The 21,328-nt window shown below is 32.5% G+C and carries 27 protein-coding genes and 1 pseudogene; 26 read left to right on the plus strand and 2 right to left on the minus strand.

The annotated features are described in order from the left end of the window. Window positions 1–282 precede the first annotated feature (282 nt). Window positions 283–1,353 (minus strand): annotated as a pseudogene (locus ACZ76X_RS18150) (right-handed parallel beta-helix repeat-containing protein). 233 nt (window positions 1,354–1,586) lie between these two features. Then, window positions 1,587–2,231, minus strand: coding sequence for a LexA family protein (locus tag ACZ76X_RS18155; RefSeq protein WP_098345833.1), 645 nt, complete (start codon window positions 2,229–2,231; stop codon window positions 1,587–1,589). Between the two features lie 138 nt (window positions 2,232–2,369). On the opposite strand from ACZ76X_RS18155, the gene ACZ76X_RS18160 reads away from it, so the two are divergent. The 26 genes from ACZ76X_RS18160 (at window position 2,370) to ACZ76X_RS18285 (ending at window position 21,320) form a co-directional block, all read left to right on the plus strand. Next, window positions 2,370–2,576: a helix-turn-helix transcriptional regulator gene (locus ACZ76X_RS18160; RefSeq protein WP_479851265.1), complete on the plus strand. Its 207-nt coding sequence runs from the start codon at window positions 2,370–2,372 to the stop codon at window positions 2,574–2,576. A gap of 290 nt (window positions 2,577–2,866) precedes the next feature. Then, a complete protein-coding gene (locus ACZ76X_RS18165) occupies window positions 2,867–2,995 on the plus strand; it encodes a hypothetical protein (protein WP_479851266.1) in 129 nt (42 codons plus the stop codon). A gap of 68 nt (window positions 2,996–3,063) precedes the next feature. Then, window positions 3,064–3,348 (plus strand): hypothetical protein, encoded by a 285-nt coding sequence (locus ACZ76X_RS18170; RefSeq protein ID WP_098345835.1) that lies wholly within the window; start codon window positions 3,064–3,066, stop codon window positions 3,346–3,348. Window positions 3,349–3,427: 79 nt separating this feature from the next. Next, window positions 3,428–4,192 carry a conserved phage C-terminal domain-containing protein gene (locus tag ACZ76X_RS18175; protein WP_098345836.1) on the plus strand — a complete coding sequence of 255 codons (765 nt, stop codon included), beginning with the start codon at window positions 3,428–3,430 and terminating at the stop codon, window positions 4,190–4,192. Beyond that, the gene (locus ACZ76X_RS18180; protein WP_098345837.1) at window positions 4,128–4,958 is read left to right on the plus strand and encodes an ATP-binding protein; all 831 of its coding nucleotides are present in this window, start codon (window positions 4,128–4,130) and stop codon (window positions 4,956–4,958) included. Before ACZ76X_RS18175 ends, ACZ76X_RS18180 begins: the two co-directional genes overlap by 65 nt. 236 nt (window positions 4,959–5,194) lie before the next feature. Then, window positions 5,195–5,809, plus strand: a complete 615-nt coding sequence (locus tag ACZ76X_RS18185) for a hypothetical protein (protein WP_479851267.1) — start codon at window positions 5,195–5,197, stop codon at window positions 5,807–5,809. 4 nt (window positions 5,810–5,813) lie between these two features. Next, window positions 5,814–5,993: a Fur-regulated basic protein FbpA gene (locus ACZ76X_RS18190; RefSeq protein WP_098230535.1), complete on the plus strand. Its 180-nt coding sequence runs from the start codon at window positions 5,814–5,816 to the stop codon at window positions 5,991–5,993. Window positions 5,994–6,067: 74 nt separating this feature from the next. Continuing rightward, window positions 6,068–6,448, plus strand: coding sequence for an ArpU family phage packaging/lysis transcriptional regulator (locus ACZ76X_RS18195; protein WP_098345839.1), 381 nt, complete (start codon window positions 6,068–6,070; stop codon window positions 6,446–6,448). Between the two features lie 271 nt (window positions 6,449–6,719). Continuing rightward, complete coding sequence (locus ACZ76X_RS18200; RefSeq protein ID WP_283730858.1) at window positions 6,720–7,220, plus strand: sigma-70 family RNA polymerase sigma factor; 501 nt, start codon at window positions 6,720–6,722, stop codon at window positions 7,218–7,220. A 232-nt stretch (window positions 7,221–7,452) separates the two neighbouring features. Then, window positions 7,453–7,638, plus strand: a complete 186-nt coding sequence (locus tag ACZ76X_RS18205; protein WP_000892960.1) for a hypothetical protein — start codon at window positions 7,453–7,455, stop codon at window positions 7,636–7,638. Between the two features lie 11 nt (window positions 7,639–7,649). Then, window positions 7,650–8,147, plus strand: coding sequence for a hypothetical protein (locus ACZ76X_RS18210; RefSeq protein WP_479851268.1), 498 nt, complete (start codon window positions 7,650–7,652; stop codon window positions 8,145–8,147). A gap of 189 nt (window positions 8,148–8,336) precedes the next feature. Continuing rightward, window positions 8,337–9,584, plus strand: a complete 1,248-nt coding sequence (gene terL, locus ACZ76X_RS18215; protein ID WP_270728367.1) for a phage terminase large subunit — start codon at window positions 8,337–8,339, stop codon at window positions 9,582–9,584. Between the two features lie 93 nt (window positions 9,585–9,677). After that, window positions 9,678–11,018: a phage portal protein gene (locus ACZ76X_RS18220; RefSeq protein ID WP_479851269.1), complete on the plus strand. Its 1,341-nt coding sequence runs from the start codon at window positions 9,678–9,680 to the stop codon at window positions 11,016–11,018. A gap of 28 nt (window positions 11,019–11,046) precedes the next feature. Continuing rightward, on the plus strand, window positions 11,047–12,237 hold the full coding sequence (locus ACZ76X_RS18225; protein WP_479851270.1) for an XkdF-like putative serine protease domain-containing protein: 1,191 nt from the start codon (window positions 11,047–11,049) through the stop codon (window positions 12,235–12,237). Window positions 12,238–12,257: 20 nt separating this feature from the next. After that, the gene (locus ACZ76X_RS18230; RefSeq protein ID WP_479851271.1) at window positions 12,258–13,238 is read left to right on the plus strand and encodes a phage major capsid family protein; all 981 of its coding nucleotides are present in this window, start codon (window positions 12,258–12,260) and stop codon (window positions 13,236–13,238) included. A 16-nt stretch (window positions 13,239–13,254) separates the two neighbouring features. After that, window positions 13,255–13,419 (plus strand): YqbF domain-containing protein, encoded by a 165-nt coding sequence (locus ACZ76X_RS18235; RefSeq protein WP_098347596.1) that lies wholly within the window; start codon window positions 13,255–13,257, stop codon window positions 13,417–13,419. Between the two features lie 13 nt (window positions 13,420–13,432). Then, complete coding sequence (locus ACZ76X_RS18240) at window positions 13,433–13,966, plus strand: hypothetical protein (protein ID WP_479851272.1); 534 nt, start codon at window positions 13,433–13,435, stop codon at window positions 13,964–13,966. Window positions 13,967–13,994: 28 nt separating this feature from the next. Next, window positions 13,995–14,321 carry a hypothetical protein gene (locus tag ACZ76X_RS18245; protein WP_000392019.1) on the plus strand — a complete coding sequence of 109 codons (327 nt, stop codon included), beginning with the start codon at window positions 13,995–13,997 and terminating at the stop codon, window positions 14,319–14,321. A 1-nt stretch (window position 14,322) separates the two neighbouring features. Beyond that, on the plus strand, window positions 14,323–14,739 hold the full coding sequence (locus ACZ76X_RS18250; protein ID WP_479851273.1) for an HK97-gp10 family putative phage morphogenesis protein: 417 nt from the start codon (window positions 14,323–14,325) through the stop codon (window positions 14,737–14,739). Continuing rightward, the gene (locus tag ACZ76X_RS18255) at window positions 14,736–15,152 is read left to right on the plus strand and encodes a hypothetical protein (RefSeq protein ID WP_000208342.1); all 417 of its coding nucleotides are present in this window, start codon (window positions 14,736–14,738) and stop codon (window positions 15,150–15,152) included. The genes ACZ76X_RS18250 and ACZ76X_RS18255 overlap by 4 nt, the downstream gene beginning before the upstream one ends. A gap of 12 nt (window positions 15,153–15,164) precedes the next feature. Continuing rightward, window positions 15,165–15,761, plus strand: coding sequence for a hypothetical protein (locus ACZ76X_RS18260; protein ID WP_098347594.1), 597 nt, complete (start codon window positions 15,165–15,167; stop codon window positions 15,759–15,761). 42 nt (window positions 15,762–15,803) lie between these two features. Continuing rightward, window positions 15,804–16,301: a hypothetical protein gene (locus tag ACZ76X_RS18265; protein ID WP_098347593.1), complete on the plus strand. Its 498-nt coding sequence runs from the start codon at window positions 15,804–15,806 to the stop codon at window positions 16,299–16,301. After that, on the plus strand, window positions 16,280–16,684 hold the full coding sequence (locus ACZ76X_RS18270) for a hypothetical protein (RefSeq protein WP_000438520.1): 405 nt from the start codon (window positions 16,280–16,282) through the stop codon (window positions 16,682–16,684). The genes ACZ76X_RS18265 and ACZ76X_RS18270 overlap by 22 nt, the downstream gene beginning before the upstream one ends. Before the next feature lie 30 nt (window positions 16,685–16,714). Beyond that, window positions 16,715–19,099 carry a phage tail protein gene (locus ACZ76X_RS18275; RefSeq protein WP_479851274.1) on the plus strand — a complete coding sequence of 795 codons (2,385 nt, stop codon included), beginning with the start codon at window positions 16,715–16,717 and terminating at the stop codon, window positions 19,097–19,099. Beyond that, on the plus strand, window positions 19,096–19,779 hold the full coding sequence (locus tag ACZ76X_RS18280; protein WP_151614209.1) for a hypothetical protein: 684 nt from the start codon (window positions 19,096–19,098) through the stop codon (window positions 19,777–19,779). The genes ACZ76X_RS18275 and ACZ76X_RS18280 overlap by 4 nt, the downstream gene beginning before the upstream one ends. After that, window positions 19,776–21,320 carry a hypothetical protein gene (locus ACZ76X_RS18285; RefSeq protein WP_479851275.1) on the plus strand — a complete coding sequence of 515 codons (1,545 nt, stop codon included), beginning with the start codon at window positions 19,776–19,778 and terminating at the stop codon, window positions 21,318–21,320. Before ACZ76X_RS18280 ends, ACZ76X_RS18285 begins: the two co-directional genes overlap by 4 nt. Window positions 21,321–21,328: the final 8 nt, after the last annotated feature.

The following is a 21,328-nucleotide window of genomic DNA, read 5'->3' on the forward strand; positions in this document are numbered from 1 at the left end:
AAAAAAGGGTTAAGTCTTTTATTTGAAGTTTTTTATCCTCAATTCTCCAATTAAAATGATGCAGTAAGGAAGGGGAAGATAAATATTTTATGTTAAGAGAAATCAACCGTGGATTACTAAATAATCAGGGATACGCCTATGTACTTACAGAATGAATACAGAGTTTTTAAAGGTATGAGAAAGTAGTAGTTTCAATGGAAACTACTACTTTTCATTTACATTCACTTTTATAGGAGATGGGAGAGGAGTGAGCTAAGATAAAGTTGTTTTAATAAATTTGGTTTATTTTAAAAGTAGTTTGAACGAAGGGGATATTTTGCTAAATACACTATGTTGTTCATTTCCTTCTTGCATCATACTTGCTTGATAAGGTGAAAATCCTTTATACGTTTTTCTTTTCCATTGCCATAAGCCATTATTTTGATCGAATTCGCCATAGTATTGATTGTAATCAAGTTTGTTTCCAGTGTTTTTATTAAAATTATTGCTAATAAAAATACGGCTTTTACTTGCATAGATTTGGTTATTGGTAATCACATTATTGCGGGTATCATAATTTAATTCGATTTGGCCACTCTCTTGATTGTTTGTATCATTTTTATAAATTACATTGTTCGTAATCGTGTTATTTTCAGCATATCCTTGCTGATTGTCATATCTACCAATTACAATACCACTCATGATATTATTGGATATTGTATTGTCTCTAACGGTAATTTGGCTTGCACTTTTTCCTGCATGTTCGCTTGCCACCTCAATACCAAGGTCGTTTTTATAGCTTTGATTTTGCTCAATAATAATTTCCTCCCCACCATCCACGTAAATACCATCAGCAGAATATTCATTATAACTCGTATTAGTGATGGATGAATTGTGATGGACAATATTGTTACGAACAATTCCATTCCGTGCTTGATTTAAAGCAGCTACCGGAGATACTCCTTCATGTCCAATCAGAACAATTCCGATGATGTTGTTGTTATCATGTAACTTGACCTTAGAACCATCGAGAATGAATTTTTTAACCCGGTAATTTTGAAAAGTAATGGAGACTCCTGAGGCACCAGAATGAGTGGCACGAACTTTTTGGTTATAAATCCCGCCTCTTATGTAGATTGTACTTTTTTCTTTAGCTACGTTAGCAGCTTTTTGAATAGTAGGAAAAGGTTGATCTAATGTACCAGGGATTAAGGTCGCTTCTTGTTGGAGATACATAGTAATTTGTAACAGAATTTGTATTGTTGTTGGACAGTGCAAAGGCGGGTACTGGAAGTGTGAAAATTAACATACTGAAAGAAAGTAATAAGATAAAACAGGATTTTTTAATGAGGAGAATATTTCTTGATAGTTCATCATTTTCTTCCTTTTTTTAGTATTCCTTCTCAACTATGTAGTTAAAATTCACGGCTTATATCTTGCATCAATAATAATATTTAATATGTAAGAGGAGATACCCAGCGTATTCTATTTAGAATGTAATAGTAATTTTCTGAAACTAGCCAAAATAAATTTCTCCTATAGAAAGTAAGGGGAGCCCCCCTTACTTTAAAATTTATTAAAAAGTAACTTAATTTATTGATGATATATTATTGAATTGGTGCACAACTCCAAATGTATTTTCCAACTACTTTTATTTCTGGGCAATTTTCTATATCTGTACAATCAAACATTAATGGATGTATACTAGGATTAAAAGAATCTGGTTCTAGGATAATTCGATTATTGGTTTTGTAAATTCTTTTTAAAGTGGCGTCATATCCGTTGATGAGTACAGCGGCTATGTCGCCATTATTTATATTTGTTGTCCTCTCAAGTACAGCTATATGTCCATCATGTACAATTCTATTCATGCTGTCTCCGTTTATACGAAGTGCTAGTAGTTTTTCAAATCCATATTTATCCAAAATGATATCAGGTACCTGTATATCACCAATTACATTTTCTATAGCTTCAATTGGTTTACCAGCTGCGATTGTACCATAAATGGGAATATTCCGTTTGACAATTGCTTGATCTTCAGGACAATAGGATTCATTTTCATCGATAAAGTAGGTTGCAGGGACACTTAACATCTTAGCGATTTGTGATATTTTTGACATTTTAGGGCTTCTTTCACCATTTCTCCACCGTAAAACAGTAGTTCTACTAACAGATAATAATTCAGCTAATTGTTCGTCTGTCATATTATTTTTCTTCATCAATAGAGATAATTTTAAACCGAATGATTTCATGACTTTTTGTCACCTCCGTCTTTGATTGATTATATAATTGGTGTGACAAAAATGCAACTTTCTTCGTTGTTTTGTAAAAAATTTCTTGACTGTTTTGTCACGTAGTACTATATTTGAATTTGAAAAGAGGTGACAAAAATGCACAAAATGATATTTTTAGAAAGAAAATTAAAGAGAAAAACTATTGAAGAAGTTGCTGATTTTCTTAATATTTCTCCACGTACATATTGGGCAAAGGAACATAATAAAAGTGAATTTACTCTGAAAGAGGCACATATGTTATCCTGCTATTTAGAGAAATCTATAGAAGATTTATTCCCTGATCTTTTTTTAAATAATTTGTGACAAAAATGCACGTGATTATATATGGATTATAGGATGTTTTAGAGGTATTTTAAACTGGATATCTAATAATCCTACTATTAAAGACGCTTTATATATTGGTTTTTACTTAGAAAAGAAGGGAAGAGATTCAAAAAAACAAACGCTAAAGTGTATTTGGTATATAAAAATTGAGGGTAAATATAGAATGTTAAATATTCAAGTAGATGAAAGAGCAATCAGAAGATTATATGTAGAAAAATTAGAAGAAAAGCTTAAAGAAGTGGATGTAGAATTTGTATTTTGGGATACAAATGATTGAAAAAAGAACGTGCATGTCGTGGGATACTATTCAAAAATTAAAAGTGGGCGGGAAATGGTATTTTCCAGCTAAAGAAACGAAAGCATTTTTATTAAATTGGCTAACAGAGAATGAGGTGTAAGAAAAGAAAGACTATCGTCTTAAAAACAAATCTTATAGGAAAGTCTATTGTAGGGGAGAGGATTAACCATGGTTTTTAAAGTGACAAAAAAACAAGGATATGTCAGTAAGAATACTAAAGAAAATGAAGAATTTAGTAATACTAGTCGCTTTAAATCGGAAAAACTTTCAAATAAACAGTTAAAAATGATTTATGCCAAAATTCATATAATAGCATTGAAATATGACGGAGTAATATCAAAAGAGGAAATCAAAAATAAATTAAAAGAAAAACTTAATATTCAATCACTCAGTGATCTTACAAGGAAGCAAGCAAATCAAGCTATAAAAGTATTAATAGGTTGGGAAAATTAAAGGTTTTGGAGAACAAAACTTTTAATATATATAAAACTTAATATATTAATTTTTATAAAACATTTTGGAGGAAGATAAAATGAGTAGTTTGCTAATACAGGATGAGCCGCTATTAGTATTACCTCGATTAGCATGTAAGATTGGGTTAAACGAGGCAATTTTTCTTCAACAAATACATTATTGGCTCAAGCGTTCGAAACATTATTATGATAATCGTTATTGGGTCTATAATAGCATTACAAATTGGCATAAACAATTCCCATTTTGGAATGAAAGAACGTTGAAACGTATTGTTAAAAATCTAGAAGAGTTTAATTTATTGATAAGTGGTAACTATAACAAATTAAAGTTTGATAAAACAAAATGGTATTCAATAAATTATAACAAACTAGTTGAATTAGAAATAGATAACGATTGTGACAAATTGTCTCAACGAAAAGAACATATTGTCATGATGGAAGATGATAATATGTCTCAACCAATACCAGAGACTATACAAAAGATTAACTCAGAGAATACCACTCAAAAAGATATAGTAGAGATAATTAATTATCTCAACAGTGTATGTAATACAAGTTATCGTATTTCAACTAAAAAGACACAAATGTTAATTAAATCTAGACTACAAGAGGGATTTAATATAAATGAATTTAAAGAAGTTATTGAGACGAAGGCGAAAGAATGGCTTTATACAGAACAAGCAAAATATTTAAGACCAGAAACCTTATTTGGAACTAAATTTGAAGGATATTTGCAGCAGAGAAAGATGGTGAAATCAAATGGCTTTAACAAAGGTAACAGATATAGTACAAAGTCTTTCGAAGAGAATGAATTTCCTTTCTGATACATGTCTGATATGTAAGCAGGAGAGGAAGCGAATAGTAAGATTGATGGAGATTCAGGGTGAAACGATTTGTCCGGTATGTCGTTTAGAAGAGGAAAATAGAAGGTTGGAAAAAGAAATGAATGTTTTTCGTTATGAAAAAGAAGAAAGAAAACGTAAAAGTATATTTTACGATCGTAGTCTTATTAAAGATGAAACTATTAAATTAGCTAGATTTTCAACATTTATATCAGAGTGTGAAGAGGATGAAAATAATTTAATTTTAGCTAAAAAGGCTCTTGCAGACTATTTAAATGATATTCGATTTAATTTGATTCTGGTGGGTAAAGTTGGAGCTGGAAAAAGTCATATCGCATATTCTATAGCGCATGAAATGAATGAAAAAAGTTCGGATAAAGTTATGTATGTTACAAGTTCAGAACTCTTTGATTACATACGTTCGACATTTAATACGCAATCATGTGAAACAGAACATAGCATAACAAATATGCTAATTTCTATGGATTTATTAGTCATTGATGATCTAGGAGCAGAGCTAGGGGATATGGATATTAATGATTTAAAAGCAACAGCATTTGTAAATCGTGTGTTATTTAAACTATTTGATGGACGACAAGGGAAAAAAACAATTATCACAACGAATTTAACAGGTGAGGCAATTATAAAAGCGTACGATGAGAGAGTTACATCTCGTATGTTTAATACATATCGACACATAGAATTTAAAAAAACAAGAGATAAGCGTAAGAGAAAATTACCTTTTTAAGAAAAGAATATATATTGTGTAGGAAATATATATGCAGACGAAAACATATTGTTCAAGAAATTTGTACTCTATGAATTGGCTCTTTTAATTAGCGAGTAAGTGAAGTGATTCGGAAGTTAAGAAAGAATATGAGGAATGGAAAGACCATTTGATTAGAAATTCCACGTAAGTACATTGAAAGCAGTTTTTAAGTTTATTTAATATGTTTTAAATAATTAAATGGAGGCATCTTGAAAATGAGAACATATAAAGGATTTGAAGCAATTAAACGAATGAAAACAAATTGGATTACAACAGTACAAGAGACACCGATGTGTTGGAAAATAGAAGGTGAAAGAGTGATTGCTGATTATTTAAGTAAAAAAGAAAGCTATCAACAAATTAATTTCTTTTTTGAGAATGAATTTATAGATTGTAGAGAAACAATTCGAAAAGGAGAACTATTGTATATTGAAAATGAAAAAAGTGAAAAATTCATCGCTGAATATTGTAAAGAAAATGAAAAAGAAATAAAGCATGGTAGTTGGTTCTGGATTAATGGAGAGGAGTTCTCTAATAATTATGGTCATTTTGAAAAACGTACGGAATTAAAAATTAGGAAAGCTGAAAAAAGTGAAAAATTATTATTTGAACGGGCAAAATTATTCGCTATCAAAGGGCGTAAAATAGATAACTTTAGACTTGGTGATGTAGTTGAAAGAGATAATAAATTGTATAAAGTGGCTATTGTAAAAAGTGGAAGTGAATCTCAAATTGTAGTAGGATGTGTTCCGATTAATGGGAGAGAAATTTGTTATCATAATTCAAAAGATATTGAGATTCAATTTTTCGTTGAAGATATGGTGGTGTAGCAAGATGAAGTTATTTTTAATTAATCAACTTATTGAAAATGGAATTTATAAATATAAAGATAAACAATTATATGAATTAAATAGTGATGAGTTAATAAAATTAATCGAAAATCATAAGGATAAGAAAATAAATATTAGCAATGCAATGTATGAAATAGTACATAAAGAATGTAAGCCTCAATAGCAAATCATTGTAATAATCTTGATATATGAAATTCAAATTATGATTAAGGATAAATAATAAGAAAGGGGCTTGACATGTTAAATATAGAATTACCAGTATTAAATAAAGAAGCCACAAAAGAAAATGTACTGAAAGCTATAAAGAAATACAGGTTATTTATGAAGAGTAATTATCTTAACGAAAGGATACTCTCGAAAGAAAATATATTAAAAGAAAATGCGAAAGAAGAGCGGATCAATTATATAATTGCAATGAACAAAGGTTTAGAAAAGCTAGATATTGAAAGTGATAGAATAATTATTCAAAAATACTTGTTAAAGAATCGAGTTAATAGATATGAGATTATGAAAGAGTTGAATTTATCCGAGGGGGATTATTATAGAAAAAGAAATACTGCTTTTTACAACTATGCATATGCATTAGGAATTGAGGTTGAGGAGTGTAAAGATTACTAATAATGAATAAGTTTTTAATATGGATTATAACCACCTGTGTAACACAAACAGGTGGTTATTTTTGTGTAAAAAAATGATGAAAAAGAGATAAAAATGAATCGTTATATACATATATCATATAAGTACAAAGTAGCAATGATAAATAGTATTAAGGAAGATTTTTTTAATAATTTTAGTTTTTTGGTAAGAAAAACTAAATGGAAATTAAATGTAGATTTAGATGGTCTCTATTTTTAACAATTTTGATTTGTTATAAGGGTGGGAATAGTATATGCGTGATTTAATTGTCCAATATAAGGAAACGTTATGTAAGTTAGAGCGTGCCAAAATAAGTGCAAAAGAAGAAGAGATTAAAGTATTAACAAGTATGATTAGTGATGTCACATATGCTTTAGAGTGGATGAAGAATGCAAAGATGCCAGGTAATCGCCGGGGAATAGAACGTAGAGCTGCTTACCAACGAGAAAAATCATATGATTCCTTGTTAATGCAAAGGTATTTTCGTAGTACTGATACAACATATGAATGGGATGATGAAAACAAGGAAAGTGTCATTTCAGAATGGGAAAGAATAAAACTAGAAGATGCGCTCTCTACTTTGACAAAATATGAAAGAGAAATATATATCATGTCAAGAGGAAGGGGAATTACACAAGAGAAAATCGCTAAATATTTGAATGTTTCAAGAAGTACAATTAAAACGATTCTATATAGATCTGAAATAAAAATTGCTAAACAAGTAAGAAAAAGTCTTTTCTGCGAAAGTAGTTAAGGCTTTTTTTATTTACAAATACATTCTTGTCACCATAGTGCCACCTATAAATAGAGAGTAATAAAATAAGTATAAATGAAATATAAAAAATGAAGAATGGATACTAGCAAAAAGAAAGAGTGATCCAAAGGATATCTATAAATTAAATGAGAGATTTTAAAAATGACGGCATCTTTTTATTTACTACAAAATAGGCAGTAGTACATGAAAAACTACAGAAGGATGCGATTAGGTGTTAGAACAAGATATAGATACAATGCCAATATGTTCAATTTGTCTTGAAAAATGTTTGTGGGTTTTGAAATTTCCAATCACAATTCAGTATTGTGAACAAATGTTAATTCGTGAGGTAGTTGACGACAATATAACAACAATATGTATTGAGTGTTTAGAAAAAGAAGTACAAATGATGAGTTAAAACGGGAGGGAATGCTAGTGGCGCGACCAATGAAATTGAATGATGAGCTGATAAATAGGTTGACCCAATATATTAAAGTAGGGAATTATATTGAAACCGCATGTGCGTTAGCTGGAATTAGTAGAAGTATAGTTTACGTTTGGTTAAAACAAGGGCGTAGAGCAATTGAAACGAGTGAAAAGACAGGTGAAGTAGTACCGAGAAAAGATAAGATTTATGTTAAGTTAGTCATGGAAATTGATCAGGCATTAGCATTTAGTGAAGCTAGAGACGTTGAGACAATTGGGGAGCAAGCAAAATCTAATTGGAAAGCCGCAGCATGGAGATTAGAAAGAAAATTCCCAACTAAATGGGGAAGAAAAGATCAATTGCAAGCAAACGTAAATCATTCAGGAGAAATGAAAGTAGAGCATAATAAAATGGCCATGAAAATTGGGTGTGATGAGGAAATGCTTGATTTAGCTATGAAATTATTTGAGAAAGTTCAAGGAGGAGAATTACAATCATGACAAGGATGAATATGCATAAGTTAATAGATGAAAATACATTTAAGGAATTGGCAAAAGTGAACTATCCCTTTCTATGTTCAGTATACACATAAGGGATTCTATAAACATGCAAAACATACAAAATTAATAACAAAGATTTGCCAAGATTTAATTGAAGAGAAATTATCGACTAATAGATTAATGGTGTTTATGCCCCCTAGGCATTCAAAGTCACAGTCTATTACAGAAACATTGCCAAGTTGGTATTTAGGAAATTATCCAAATAAGAGAGTAATAGAGGTATCTTATGCATCAAGTTTAGCTGAAAAGTTTGGTAGAAGAAATCGTGCTAAGATTGAAGAGTTTGGTAAAGAAATATTTAACATTCGAATTGATGAGCGACAAGGTTCAGTAACAGATTGGGCACTACATAACCACTCTGGTGGAATGTTGTCTGTAGGAGTTGGTGGTTCGATTACAGGGGAAGGAGCAGATTTATTAATTATTGATGACCCTATTAAAAATCGCCAAGAGGCCGAATCAATTACATACCGAAATCGACTATGGGATGAATGGGAAGATACTTTATCTACACGTTTACAAAAAGGTGCAAAGGTAATTCTAATTTTGACGCGATGGCATGAGGACGATTTAGCTGGTAGATTGTTAGAGAAAGAACAGGAGAAATGGACTGTGTTATCAATTCCTGCTATAGCAGAATCAAGGGATGATCCATTGAACAGAGAAATAGGAAGAGGCTTATGGGTTGAACACTATGGCCAAAATTATTATGAAGATAAAAAGAAGTTTTCCTCTGCGCGCTCATGGTTATCTTTATGGCAACAAAAACCATCAAGTGATATAGGGAATATTTTCAAAAGAAACTGGTTTCAATATTATGATGTATTACCAAATTGGGAACAATTTGATCAAATTATTACTTCTTGGGATATGGCTTTTGATAACACTACAAATAAAAGTTCATTTGTGGTTGGACAGATTTGGGGGAAAGTAGATGGAGACAAATATTTAATTGATCAGGTGAGGGCGCAAATGAATTTCCTAGAAACAAAGAAAGCATTTGTTGTTTTTCATCATAAATATGAGTCGATTCTTCGGAATTCTGGGTTTAAAAAGTCCATTCCGAAATTAGTTGAAAAAAAAGCAAATGGCCCTGCTATTATTAGTTCATTGAAGAATGAAATCAGTGGAATTATTCCTATAAATCCACAGGGTTCAAAAGAAACACGTGCTGAGGCAATATCCCCTGAATTTCAATCTGGAAATGTATATATACCTAATCCTAAAATACAATCTTGGGTATATGATTATATAGATGAATTAGTTTCTTTCCCATCTGGTAAGCATAATGACCAAGTAGATACAACGTCACAAGCTTTAGAATACTTTTTTACTAAGCAAAAAAAAATAATGGGTGGAAAAATAAAAAGAGTTTAGCTGAACATATAATGTTCAGTTTTTTTATATTGGTAAAGTTTTTATGAAAAACATTGAATAAATGATTTGTATATGAAAGGAGGCATAAATCTTATGGTTGAGAAAAAAGCAATTAAAAATGTGAAGGTACTTAAATTACAAAGTCGTGAGATGAATTTACGTGACGAGGAACTTCAAAGCAAGCAAATGGCAATTGATCCATTTGCACAAGTGTACGGTGATAAAGAACTAGTAAAGCCTCCATATGATATGCAAATATTATTAAATTTGAGAGAAAGTAACCCTATTCACTCGGCATGTATTAGTGCAAAAGTAAATGATATTGCTGGTATGGGATTTGATTTTGCACCGCTAGATGAAGTGACAGAGGCAAATCAAGAACAATATAAAGAATTAAAGCGTTTTATGAGATATTGCAACAATGAAATGACAAGTAGCGAAATACTTAGGGCAGTTTGGGAGGATTATGAAACTGTAGGTTGGGGAATTATAGAGGTTGTTCGTAATTTGAAAGGGGAACCAGCGCAGATTCACCATATTCCAGCACATACGGTACGTGCGCATAAAGATAAGATTCGATTTGCACAGATTGTAAATAACGAGGAGAGATGGTTTAAGAGATTTAGTTATCCATCTGATTTTAGGTTAGTAGATGGAGAAATGATTAGTGATAGCTTAGATGAAAACACGTTATTAGACACTGAAGAAAAAGCTGGTGAAGTTATTGTAATTCGTAAATTTGGTTCTAGATCATCATACTATGGTATTCCGGATTATGTGAGTTCCATTGGTTCCATTGTAGGATCACAAGCTGTAAGAGATTACAATATTAATTATTTTACTGGTAAAACAATTCCAGATGCTGTTTTGTTTGTTGAGGGTGTTGATGAAATAGATGATTCAGTTGAAAGAGAATTAAAAACCTTTTTCTCTGTCGAAACAAAAGGAGAACATCATAAGTTAGCAGTTGTTCCTGTCCCTGAAGGGGCAAAAGCTCGCTTAGAGAAATTAGGGCCTGATGTCAAAGAAGCAAGCTTTCGTTTATATCGCCAAGATAATGCTATGGAAATTTGTGTAGCTCATCGAGTTCCACCATATAGAATTGGTTGGGCTATGACAGGATCACTTGGACAGACGACAGCAAAAGAAATGAATGAAATGTATAAAAGATCAATTATTGAACCAGGTCAACAAATTTTAGAACATCGATTAAATACACAATTATTTAAAGAGTTTACAGAAACGTTGGGGGAATTGGACTGGCAGTTTCAATTAAATGAAATTGATACAGATGATCGAGCAAGTGATATGCAATATGCAATAGATGGATACGAAAAGAGTATATTAACAAGAAATGAATGCCGAAAAGTTATTGGATACGAACCAGTTCTAGAAGGAGATAAGTTTTTAAATGAAGATTCAAATTCGATTTAGTAGTCTTGCTAGAAAGTAGGAATATATTATGCCAAATGAATTAAAAAATGTAGAAATTAGTTATGTTTCACTAGTAACAAAAGGAGCTAATGGTAGGCCATTTGCAATTATGAAGGGTATGAACATGAATGGCTCTAATGTTTTGAAAAATGTTCCTATTTTAAAGAGGGAAGATGAAAAACAGCTTGTAACAGGGGTTGTTTATGAACCAAATATAGAAGATGCACATGGTGATATCATGACGGCCGAAGAAATTGAAAGAGCGGCTTATAATTTTTTAGAGAAATATAGATACATAGATAAAAACCATGACGAGTTGGCAGGAAAAGGAACAGTAGTAGAAAGCTGGATTTCTAAAAATAATACGGTTGTTGGAAAACAAAATATTAAAAAAGGAACATGGCTTATGACTGTTCGAGTAGACGATAGTGAAACATGGAAAGAGATTAAAAAAGGGAAAATCACAGGCTTTTCGATGGGAGGGGTTGGAGAAAGAATGGAGATGCCACAAATGGATGAGTTTACACAAGATGAGAAAGGTGTAATTCGTAAGATGTTTAGTTTTTTTAAGTCACATTATGACGAGGAACAAACTCAGGAGCTGGATAATCAGTCATTAAATAATAAACAAAACTCTAAGATGCAAAAGGTATTTAATTTGTTTGAAGATGTATTTTATGTTGGGATTTGGGAGGGAAATGTAGATATTAAGCGGATGGTTTCCACCTTAGATGAAATGAAGGACATTTTAAATACAATGAAGGGTGGTGATACAGATTTCTCGCCGGAAGATATTACCATTAATTCCATAAATGAAGTAGGCAAAATCTTATATAAGAAAAATGATAAAAAATTTGATGAAATGATTTCTTCGATGAACCAAATTAAAGAAAATAAGTTACAAAAAAATGCAGATCAAAATTCAGATGAAATTGCAGACATTGTAAAGAGAGAAATGGGTCCTTTTCTCGAGAGGTTACAGGAGTTGGAAGAACAGTTAAATAAAGAACTTGAATCAACTCATGATACTAATGAATTAGAAAATGACAGAGAATCTAAAAAGGCAAGTGAATTTATTCAGAAGGTAATAGACCCTATTTCAAAGAGACTTGAAGTAATTGAGCGATCAGCACAAGTTCGTAAAAGTCTTGGGGCTGATGCCAAACCAACAAACGAGATGAGAAAACCAGTAAATAAATGGGTAGGATTAGATCTATAAAGATAAGGAGAAATGAATCTATGAATAATAAAGAATTATTAGCACGTATTGAACGAATTGAAAAGAGTACAATGACAACAGGAGGAATGAAAGCGGGGCTATTATATCCGGAACAAAGTAAAGAATTTTTCCGAATGGTATTTGATGCAACTCCATTTTCTCAATTGCATCGCAAAGAGATTCGTAAAGCAAAAAAAGGTGAATTAGATAAAATTGCAATCGGTGGTCGAATTTTACGTAGGAAAATGGAAAATAGTGATGATGGCTATCGAGCGGGTGTAGAAACGTCGAAAGTTGAATATGATACAGTTTCTATTCGTTTACCATGGGAGATTACGGAGGAGCTACTTCGAGAAAATATCGAAGGTGAAGGATATGAAGATACTGTTATGACATTAATGTCAACTCAGTTAGGTATTGACCTTGAAGACCTTCATTGGAATGGGGATGTAACTTCAGAGGATTCATTTCTTCAAATTAATGATGGCTGGTTAAAACAAATTAAACAATCAAGTAAATCTCATATTGTCGATCATTTTAAATTAGTGACGGGAACGGGAGATGCTGAAGCTAGCGCTGGCTTTAGTAAAGACTCAATCTTTAATTTATCTAAGGCGATGCCTAATAAATATAAAAATGAAGGTTTAAAGTGGATTATGTCACCTGCTCGTAGAGAGAAGTGGATTGAATATTTAACAACTCGTTCAACTGGCTTAGGTGATGCTGCGTTATTAGGTACAGGGGACCAAGTTAATAAGCCGTTAGGGTATGAGATTGTCACAGTTCCTTCTCTTCAAGATGATGTAATTATTTTTGCAGATCCTAAAAACTTTATTGCGGTAAATACGTATGACACGCGAGTTCGTAAGACAGTAGAAGGTAAATCTGCTGTTATGGAAGATAAGCGATTCTATGTTATTCATTTGGATGATGATGCAGTTATTCAAGAAATGGACGCAGTAGCAATTCTTACTAATATACCTGATAAATTTGGGAATTAAGTAAGGTAATTTGCATATGAAGATTATAGAATTAAAATTAGGCGGTACATATACTGCATATGGCTATACTTTTTTTAACGGAGTAAATGAAAAGGTTGCAAATGAGAAAGCAAACTATTTACTGAGTACAGGACATTTTAAGTTAATAGATAGTATAGAGGTTAAAAAGAAAGAGAAGTAAAAGAGGTGGAAGGATGGAAATTACTGTACAGGACATAAAGAACAGGGTAAATGTTCAACGAATGCCCGATACGGTAATCCAGGAGCTCATTAGTCAATATGAATTGATTACTAAAAACTATTTGAGAAATAAGCCAAGTAACCCAATGAAAGAGAAAGTTAGAACAAGTAAATTGGCTTGGCTTTCTTTTCGAGCAGAAAATTTGATCAAGGTAATCCATATTGGTTCTGGAGAAGAAGTTACCAGTTCAGTTTTTTCTGATGGTTGCACTGTATATGGTTTAAGTGAGAATCAATTATATGAATTTGAGTATACCATACAAGATTATGATGGGCTTTTGGCTTTAATGAAAAAATGCATCATCGATATGACGTGTTATGCGGTAATTCGAACAAATCTACAATATGAAAATATGAAAAAATCAGCAAATATCGGAGATTATTCATATGAAATAAATATTGAATCGATAGATGAGGAAACTGTTAATAAAAAGATTTTAAAAGTATTAAAAAAATATCGAAGTAGAAACCCTTTAATAGCATTATGAATGAAAGAATAGGCTGTGAACATTAGATATGGAAGAATTATATATACATGAAGTAACTGTGAAAAGGAATCAAAAGGTAAAGCAGCCGGCAGGAAATTTTAAAGAAGAGCCTGTCATTATTTATGAAAGAATGAAGTGTCGTGTAACAACACACACAGCGGTAGATAATGAAAGGTTAAAAAGAAATAAACAAAATTTTGAGCCGAATTTTAAAATTTATACTTCTGCAGAACATAACATCCATACAAATGATGTAATCTATTTTCATGATTATGTATTTGAGGTAAGAGGGGAACCAAGAAATCCATCATTTTTAAATCACCATATTGAATTGTATTGTGAGTTGTTGGAATAAAATGACGAATACATCGGAATTCATGGTTACACGTAATGTAGAGCAGGTTAAAGAACAACTTAATAAAATGATGGTAGAAAGAATTATAAGTGCTTGCAATCAACTGCAACGAGAAATGAAACAAACAGTATCAGGTAGTCACAATGGTGTGAAGTATAAAATTCCACGATCGAGTCGCACATATATTGCTTCAAAACCAGGAGAGACATTTGCTTCTAGAACGGGAGAATTACAAGATTCTATTAAATATGGCTTACGTATTACAGATAACGAAGTAGTAGGAACGATTGGAAGTCAATTAAAAAGAGCGGTGTATGTCGAAAATGGTACAAGTACTGTAGAAGCCCGACCTTTTTTCTTAAAAACGTTTGAAAAAGAGCGTGGGGAATTAAAAAGGACATTGGGAGGAGAACAATGACGACAAAAGCGATTGCAACAATTAGAAATATTATTGAGAAAGATACGATTGTGCAAAGTAATCTATCGAAATATGAAGGAGAGCCCGCTCTAACATTTCAAACTGCACAAAATGATATGAAAATGCCTTATGTAGTTATGAGAATTGAATCTAATAATCCGGATGATATAGAGGTAATTGATCGTATGATCCTCACTTTTGATATATATTGTGGCCAAGGTGATTATGAAAAAGCGGATGTAATTTCAAGGCGAATAGAACATTTGTTAGACAGAGAAGCGGGATTGTTAAGAGATTCTGGTATTATTACAATTCATCGAGCAGGCAGTATTACAGTTCCAGATGAAGATCCATCAATTATTCATATTAGTATTAAGTTTCTTGTACGGGTAGGAAGAATGGAATTATATTAGGGAGGGAAAAAAATGAGTTGGAAGCTTATTAATGGTGTACGTGAGGGTACAACTGATAATTTTGTTATTGGACCGGGTGTAATGTATAAAGGTTTTAAAAGTGTAAAAGACCTAGGTGAGATGTTAGGAGCTACTACAGGTGGCTGTAAAGTGGGATTTACTAGAGAATACTATGATGCTGATATTGATGGTGTTTTAGGAAAACTAGTTCACGGAAAATGGCTATTAAAAGATGAGCCACATATGGAGGTTACACTTGTAGAGTTTACGAAAGAAAATTTAGAGTTAGCTCTACCAGGCGTAGATGTAGATAGTACGACTGATAACGATTATAACATTGTAAAACCAACCAATGAAATTAAAGACACAAGTTATAGTGATATTGCAATAGTAGGTGTAGTTTCAGGTAGTGATATTCCAGTTATTTTTGTTATCCGAAATGCAATGGTAGTTTCTTCTGTAGAAATTGATTTAAAAGATGGTAAAGGAACTGTAGGACTTAAATGCAAATTTATTGGTCATTATAGCGAAAGTTCACCTAATACACCCCCTTATGAAATTTATTTACCAAAGAAAAAAGCACCTAAATTACCTACAACAAGTAAATAAGTTGTAGGTTTTATTTTTAGGTTATAAAAGGAGATATTGAATATGACAACAATGCTAGAAAAAATGATGCAAAATAGTACAGAAATTACAATTTCAGGTCAGAAGATGAAGATGAGACGTTTAAATGTAAAAGATGTTTGGCGTTTTACTAAGATTATTTCTAAAGTTGGTCGTCATGCAATGACTGATTTTATGGAGTTTGGGAAAGAAAAGAATGAAATCGATGAAAAAATCCAATTGGCTCAAATGAATGAAGAGCAACAAGAACAGTTAAATGAAATTGAAAAACAAAAAAAAGAAAAGGGTTTAGAGTTTGTCTTTCAATTATTGTCTATGATTCCGGAATGTGAAGATGAGTTTTCGGAATTTTTCTCTAGTCTATTACAGATTAAGCGTGAAGAATTCGATCAGTTACCACCAGAAGCCATGGTTGCAGTTATTGAAGGATTATTAGAAAGTGAAGATTTAATGTCTTTTTTCAATCAGGTCAAGGGTCTAATCAAATCTCAAAGTCTCAAGTGGAACAAACAAGAAATGTAGAAAATGACTCTAATAAATACATAGAAGAAACAGAGCAAAATATGCTAAGGGCTTTTGATAAAGTCCAAAAACGGTATGGATGGACAGATGATTATGTCTTATCCATACCGTATTCTCGTTTAATGGACTTATTTTCTTTTATTAGTCAGGAAGAGCAGCAAGAAGAATTAAATGAATGGAAAAAGATGGCCTTTATCGGATTTCAAACAAGGCAATTAGAAGAAGGAACAACTTTTCAGGACTATTTGCAAGCTTTTGGACTTACGGAATCTACGTCGGATGGGGAAGAAAATGAGACTATGGAAGTTTGGTCCAAAGAGGAATGTATCGACCATGCAAATAAGCTGATTGCAGAGTTTCAGTTTGAAGACGATAAGGAATAAAAAACTTCCTGGTTAGAAAGGGGGGAGTGAATGTTTACAGAAGTATTCCAGTTGTTCGGTACAATTGGAATTAAAGCAGATGAAGCTTATAAGGATTTAGCAAAGTTTGAGGAAAGTTTACAAAAGGCTTCTAAGAACATACAAGAAAAATTTCAAAAACCAGCAGAAGTACTTAATCAAATAAATGGCCAAATTCAAAAGTTTGGTGGCGGGGCGACCAATGTTTTTGGGAAGATTGGTAACAAAGCGGATCAGGCATATAAAGGTGTAGAAAAGTTTGAAGAGAGAGTGCAAAAAGCCTCTAATACAATGCAAGAAAAAATCCAAAAATCAGCAGATTCTCTTGGGAATATTAGCAAGCAAATGCAAACGTTTGGTGACACTATTTCAAATAAAGTTACAAAACCTATAGAACAAGTCAATAGCAAAGCTTTACAATTTGCTAACGATTTGGAAGGTTCTCAAAAAAAACTACAGGATATGCTTGGGTTAACTGAAAAAGATGCAAAGAATTTGGCTGGAACTATTCAACCTATCGCTCAACAAGTCGTGAAGATTTCCAATATAGTAATACCATCGTTGAAGCAAACGGTTGAGTTAATAAAATCTGTTTCTAGTCTTATAGCTAAGGCGAGTGAAATCATTGGTGGTCTTGTAAATATAGTTAAAACATTAATACAAATACCGGGTGCAATTACGGCGATTATTAAAGATGCCTTAAAACTAATTAAAGTTTTTAGTGAGTTTGCACAGATATTGACTGGTCTTGGAAAATCAATGTTTTCATTAGTATTAAGCCCATGGGGTTTTGCGATAATTGCAATGGTTGCTTTAGTATATGTGCTATATAAAAATTGGGATTCAATTGTTAAATATACAAAGCAGGCAGTGCAATGGATCAGTGATATTTGTTCTAAAGCCTGGGATGCTATCGTTAAAGTTGCAAAGTCAGTATGGGATAGCTTGTCAAAGTTTTTCTCAAGTTTTTGGGAAGGGACAAAAAAAGTATTCCAATCTGCGGTATCGTTTATAGATAAAATACTTAGCGGGGCATGGAAAATAATTACTACTGTAATTACAATGTATATCAACATATGGAAAAAGACATTTGAAATTGGTTGGAATTTAATAAAAACGATATTTAATACAGTGCTAAACGTCATAAAAAGTGTTGTTAAGTTTGCTTTAGAATTTATTAAAAGCTATATTTCTACTGCTATTAAAATATGGCAAAATATTTTTAAAACTGGCTGGGATATCATAAAAACAGTTTTTACAACGGTGCTAAACTTTTTGAAATCATTTATAAGTGGTGCATTTCAAGCAATTCGCAGCATAATTACGACTGTGATGAATGGGATAAAAACCGTCATTTCTACAGTGTGGAATGGAATAAAGGTAATTTTTACGACTATATTAAACTTCTTAAAATCAGTTGTAAGTAGTGTGTTTCAAACAATTCATAGCATAATTACAACTGTAATGAATGGAATAAAGACGGTTATTTCTACGATTTGGAATGTAATTAAAACAGTTTTTATAACTGTATTAGAGACTATAAAGAATTTTGTGGTTACAGCATTTCATTTTATAAAAAACACAATTACGACTGTAATGGATATCGTAAAGTCTATTATTGTAACCGCATGGAATTTTATTAAAGAAACAATAATAGTTGCTGTTCGGACATTTGTTAACTTTGTGGTGGATAACTTTAATAAGATAAAAAACACAATATTTAGTGTTGTTGGTGCTATTAGAGATTTCATAGTAAGTAACTTTGCAGCAATTAAAAAAGCTATCGTCGGAGCGTTTGACGGCATTGTTGATACAGTAAGGGATGTATTCGGTAAAGTTGGTTCTATAGTTAAGGGGATAGCAAACGACGCTGTAAGCTGGGGGAAAGATATTATTGCTGGTATTGGTAAAGGTATGACATCTATGGCTGGCTGGGTTGTTGATAAAGCTAAAGGCGTTGTAGACGGAATACCAAAAGCAGTTAAAAGTTTCTTTGGTATAAAATCTCCTTCGCGTCTAATGATGGAATACGGCGGATATATTACAGAAGGTCTTGGTGTAGGGATGGAAAAAATGATCCCGGCTGTGGACAAGGCTTCTGGATTGTTAAATAAAGCGGTTGTTCCACCGAAACCGATGCAACTAGTAACGGATGTATCTACCCGAATTGGACAAATGGGGGCACATTCTGCTGATATGATTGGAAAATCTGCACATCCATTTGCTGGGCAATCTTCTGTTGAAAAGAAAACAGATAAAGGTGTTACAATTCAAAATGCTACATTCAAAGTTGCTGTTGAAAAATTGCAAACCGCAGAGGATTTTGTGAAAATGAGAAAATTACTACAAAACGTAGTTGCTGACGATCTAATGGGAATGGCGGTGCGGAATGTATGAGTATATTAAAAACATTGCATAGAAGAGCTGGTTCATATCATCTCTTATGGGATGCTACAGAATTAAAAAGTACAATTAAATATACTATTAATTTTTCATGGCCTGGGACATATAACTTTTCCTTTATGTCCCAAGTTCCTATTGGTTCTGATGGTATGTTACCAGATAAATACTTTATTGTTCGAGTAAATGGCATTGAAAAATTTAGAGCAAGAGGTGCTTATGCCTGGGAAGCAAGAGAAATTTTTGTTGGCGCAGGGCCGCAAACAATTGAATTTACAACAAGCGGTTACGGTTCTTCTGACGTAGCCTATTTGCGTGATGTTTATTATCATGCATATGGACCTATACCTACAATTGCAATGATTGAACAAACGAAAATGCCTAAATCCTTAAACGGATTAAAAAATTACAATGTTATGCATGGATATCCTCGTTACCAAAGTACGGGTAATAAAGGATGTGAAGTAGAATTTACTGCTTTATTCAATGATATCAGTCATTGGCGTGAGTTCATGAGTGAAATATATCGCCCTCATATTATTACAGGTGATTACGGTACCTATGGTGGTATTATTCCACCTAATGAAGTTGATGCAATACGTAAAGGAACGCTAGTAATAGCAAAGTGTAAATTAATATCTATGTCACAAGCAGGTATTGGAGTTGATGGAATGTGAGAGAAGGAGCTATTTCTTTAATCAGAATGTTGGGGAGCTATTTCCAAGTGGGGAATAATGCTCCTAATTTAATTGTTTATATGAAAAAAAGAGAATCTTCTTCTTATGTACAAATACAACATCGTGTAATGAGCCTGGAAGTGCAGGAGAACGCAGATCAGTTCGCAAGTACATTTTCTATTACCTTTGCTAATGAATATGGGCAAATGGCACCTGATAACTGGTATGGTAAGTTTTCTTCCATTCAAGAATGGTTTTACAACAGTGAAGTAACAAACACAAACCAACTATATCCGCAGACTGAATTTAAGGTTTCTATCGGTTATGGTGAAGAAGTTTTACCGTATATACATGGTTTTGTATCTGACGTAAAGGTGAATGCCGAAAGTGGCACAATATCAGTTACCTGCACAACATCTTATAAAAAGGTTCTACAAAAATCAGTAATTCCAACGCCGGGATCAGATGAAATTGTTGCACCGACTGGAAATGTGTATGATGTAGTGAAATTTTTCCTTGAAAAAGCAGGAGTTACATTACATGGAAGTAGGGTAAACATTCCCGGTACAAATCAAAGCTGGATTATTGAAGGAGCAACAGGAAAGAGATTTCAAAAATGGGATGAGATTGTTCGCGATATCATAGATACAACATTCCATTATATTAAACATGAACCAGACGGAAGTTGTACATTTATGAAAATGCCAGACTATGCAATTAAGGAGCCTGCAAAGTTTAGTTTTAGAGAAGGCGAAAACCTTATCTCTTTAGATATGCAGCTAACTGACCAGGATATAAGTAACAGCATTGTTGTTAAATGTGGAGATTATGCAAACGGATTTCTTAATTCGTTTCTATTAAAAAATGTATCGCAGGGTGATTTACGAGAGGAAATGATAGAAGTTCCTTGGGCGACAACGTTCTTTGCAAGAAGAGCGGTTGCTGCAGCTTATCATTTAAAAGCAATCCAGAAGTTCAGAACATTAACTGTAGCGGTCATTGGAGATCCTAGGATTCAATTATTCGATGTGGTTTCTGTTTACAATAGAGATTCTGGGCAACAATGGAACTACTTTGTTAAAGGAATTAATACCATGATATCTGCTGATGATGGATTCTATCAAACTTTAGATTTATCTGTTAACTATGGGTATGAACCAGCTCCATATACAGATATAACTGGTATTACAGTAAATGTAGATACATTACGTTTAAAACTTTGGGATTGGGATGTAGAGGATGGCGATTTATTAAATATTTACTGTAATGATAAATTAATCGAAGAAAATTATTTCATCCGAAACAATCCGACGTATGTTGATATTCCGCTTGAATATGGCGTGAATATTATCGTATTTGAAGCAGTGCGAAACCCTAAAGGAATTCTTACAGGACGTTTGCAAGTACTAGATAAGCAAAATAATATCTTGTTTGATTATGGCTCGTTACCAGATTTATCATTTCCTCGGGTAAATCAAAACAAAGATCACTATTATATCCAACGACCAGCAAAAACTTGGTCTGTTACGAGGGTAAATTAGGGGTGATT

Source organism: Bacillus sp. BC05(2025), assembly GCF_056725905.1.

Bases quoted from the DNA above. Each gene is read 5' to 3' on its own strand.
- ACZ76X_RS18155 (WP_098345833.1), bottom strand. From the start codon at position 2,231: ATGAAATCATTCGGTTTAAAATTATCTCTATTGATGAAGAAAAATAAT.
- ACZ76X_RS18160 (WP_479851265.1), top strand. From the start codon at position 2,370: ATGCACAAAATGATATTTTTAGAAAGAAAATTAAAGAGAAAAACTATT.
- ACZ76X_RS18165 (WP_479851266.1), top strand. From the start codon at position 2,867: ATGATTGAAAAAAGAACGTGCATGTCGTGGGATACTATTCAAAAATTA.
- ACZ76X_RS18170 (WP_098345835.1), top strand. From the start codon at position 3,064: ATGGTTTTTAAAGTGACAAAAAAACAAGGATATGTCAGTAAGAATACT.
- ACZ76X_RS18175 (WP_098345836.1), top strand. From the start codon at position 3,428: ATGAGTAGTTTGCTAATACAGGATGAGCCGCTATTAGTATTACCTCGA.
- ACZ76X_RS18180 (WP_098345837.1), top strand. From the start codon at position 4,128: ATGGCTTTAACAAAGGTAACAGATATAGTACAAAGTCTTTCGAAGAGA.
- ACZ76X_RS18185 (WP_479851267.1), top strand. From the start codon at position 5,195: ATGAGAACATATAAAGGATTTGAAGCAATTAAACGAATGAAAACAAAT.
- ACZ76X_RS18190 (WP_098230535.1), top strand. From the start codon at position 5,814: ATGAAGTTATTTTTAATTAATCAACTTATTGAAAATGGAATTTATAAA.
- ACZ76X_RS18195 (WP_098345839.1), top strand. From the start codon at position 6,068: ATGTTAAATATAGAATTACCAGTATTAAATAAAGAAGCCACAAAAGAA.
- ACZ76X_RS18200 (WP_283730858.1), top strand. From the start codon at position 6,720: ATGCGTGATTTAATTGTCCAATATAAGGAAACGTTATGTAAGTTAGAG.
- ACZ76X_RS18210 (WP_479851268.1), top strand. From the start codon at position 7,650: ATGCTAGTGGCGCGACCAATGAAATTGAATGATGAGCTGATAAATAGG.
- terL (WP_270728367.1), top strand. From the start codon at position 8,337: ATGCCCCCTAGGCATTCAAAGTCACAGTCTATTACAGAAACATTGCCA.
- ACZ76X_RS18220 (WP_479851269.1), top strand. From the start codon at position 9,678: ATGGTTGAGAAAAAAGCAATTAAAAATGTGAAGGTACTTAAATTACAA.
- ACZ76X_RS18225 (WP_479851270.1), top strand. From the start codon at position 11,047: ATGCCAAATGAATTAAAAAATGTAGAAATTAGTTATGTTTCACTAGTA.
- ACZ76X_RS18230 (WP_479851271.1), top strand. From the start codon at position 12,258: ATGAATAATAAAGAATTATTAGCACGTATTGAACGAATTGAAAAGAGT.
- ACZ76X_RS18235 (WP_098347596.1), top strand. From the start codon at position 13,255: ATGAAGATTATAGAATTAAAATTAGGCGGTACATATACTGCATATGGC.
- ACZ76X_RS18240 (WP_479851272.1), top strand. From the start codon at position 13,433: ATGGAAATTACTGTACAGGACATAAAGAACAGGGTAAATGTTCAACGA.
- ACZ76X_RS18245 (WP_000392019.1), top strand. From the start codon at position 13,995: ATGGAAGAATTATATATACATGAAGTAACTGTGAAAAGGAATCAAAAG.
- ACZ76X_RS18250 (WP_479851273.1), top strand. From the start codon at position 14,323: ATGACGAATACATCGGAATTCATGGTTACACGTAATGTAGAGCAGGTT.
- ACZ76X_RS18255 (WP_000208342.1), top strand. From the start codon at position 14,736: ATGACGACAAAAGCGATTGCAACAATTAGAAATATTATTGAGAAAGAT.
- ACZ76X_RS18260 (WP_098347594.1), top strand. From the start codon at position 15,165: ATGAGTTGGAAGCTTATTAATGGTGTACGTGAGGGTACAACTGATAAT.
- ACZ76X_RS18265 (WP_098347593.1), top strand. From the start codon at position 15,804: ATGACAACAATGCTAGAAAAAATGATGCAAAATAGTACAGAAATTACA.
- ACZ76X_RS18275 (WP_479851274.1), top strand. From the start codon at position 16,715: ATGTTTACAGAAGTATTCCAGTTGTTCGGTACAATTGGAATTAAAGCA.
- ACZ76X_RS18280 (WP_151614209.1), top strand. From the start codon at position 19,096: ATGAGTATATTAAAAACATTGCATAGAAGAGCTGGTTCATATCATCTC.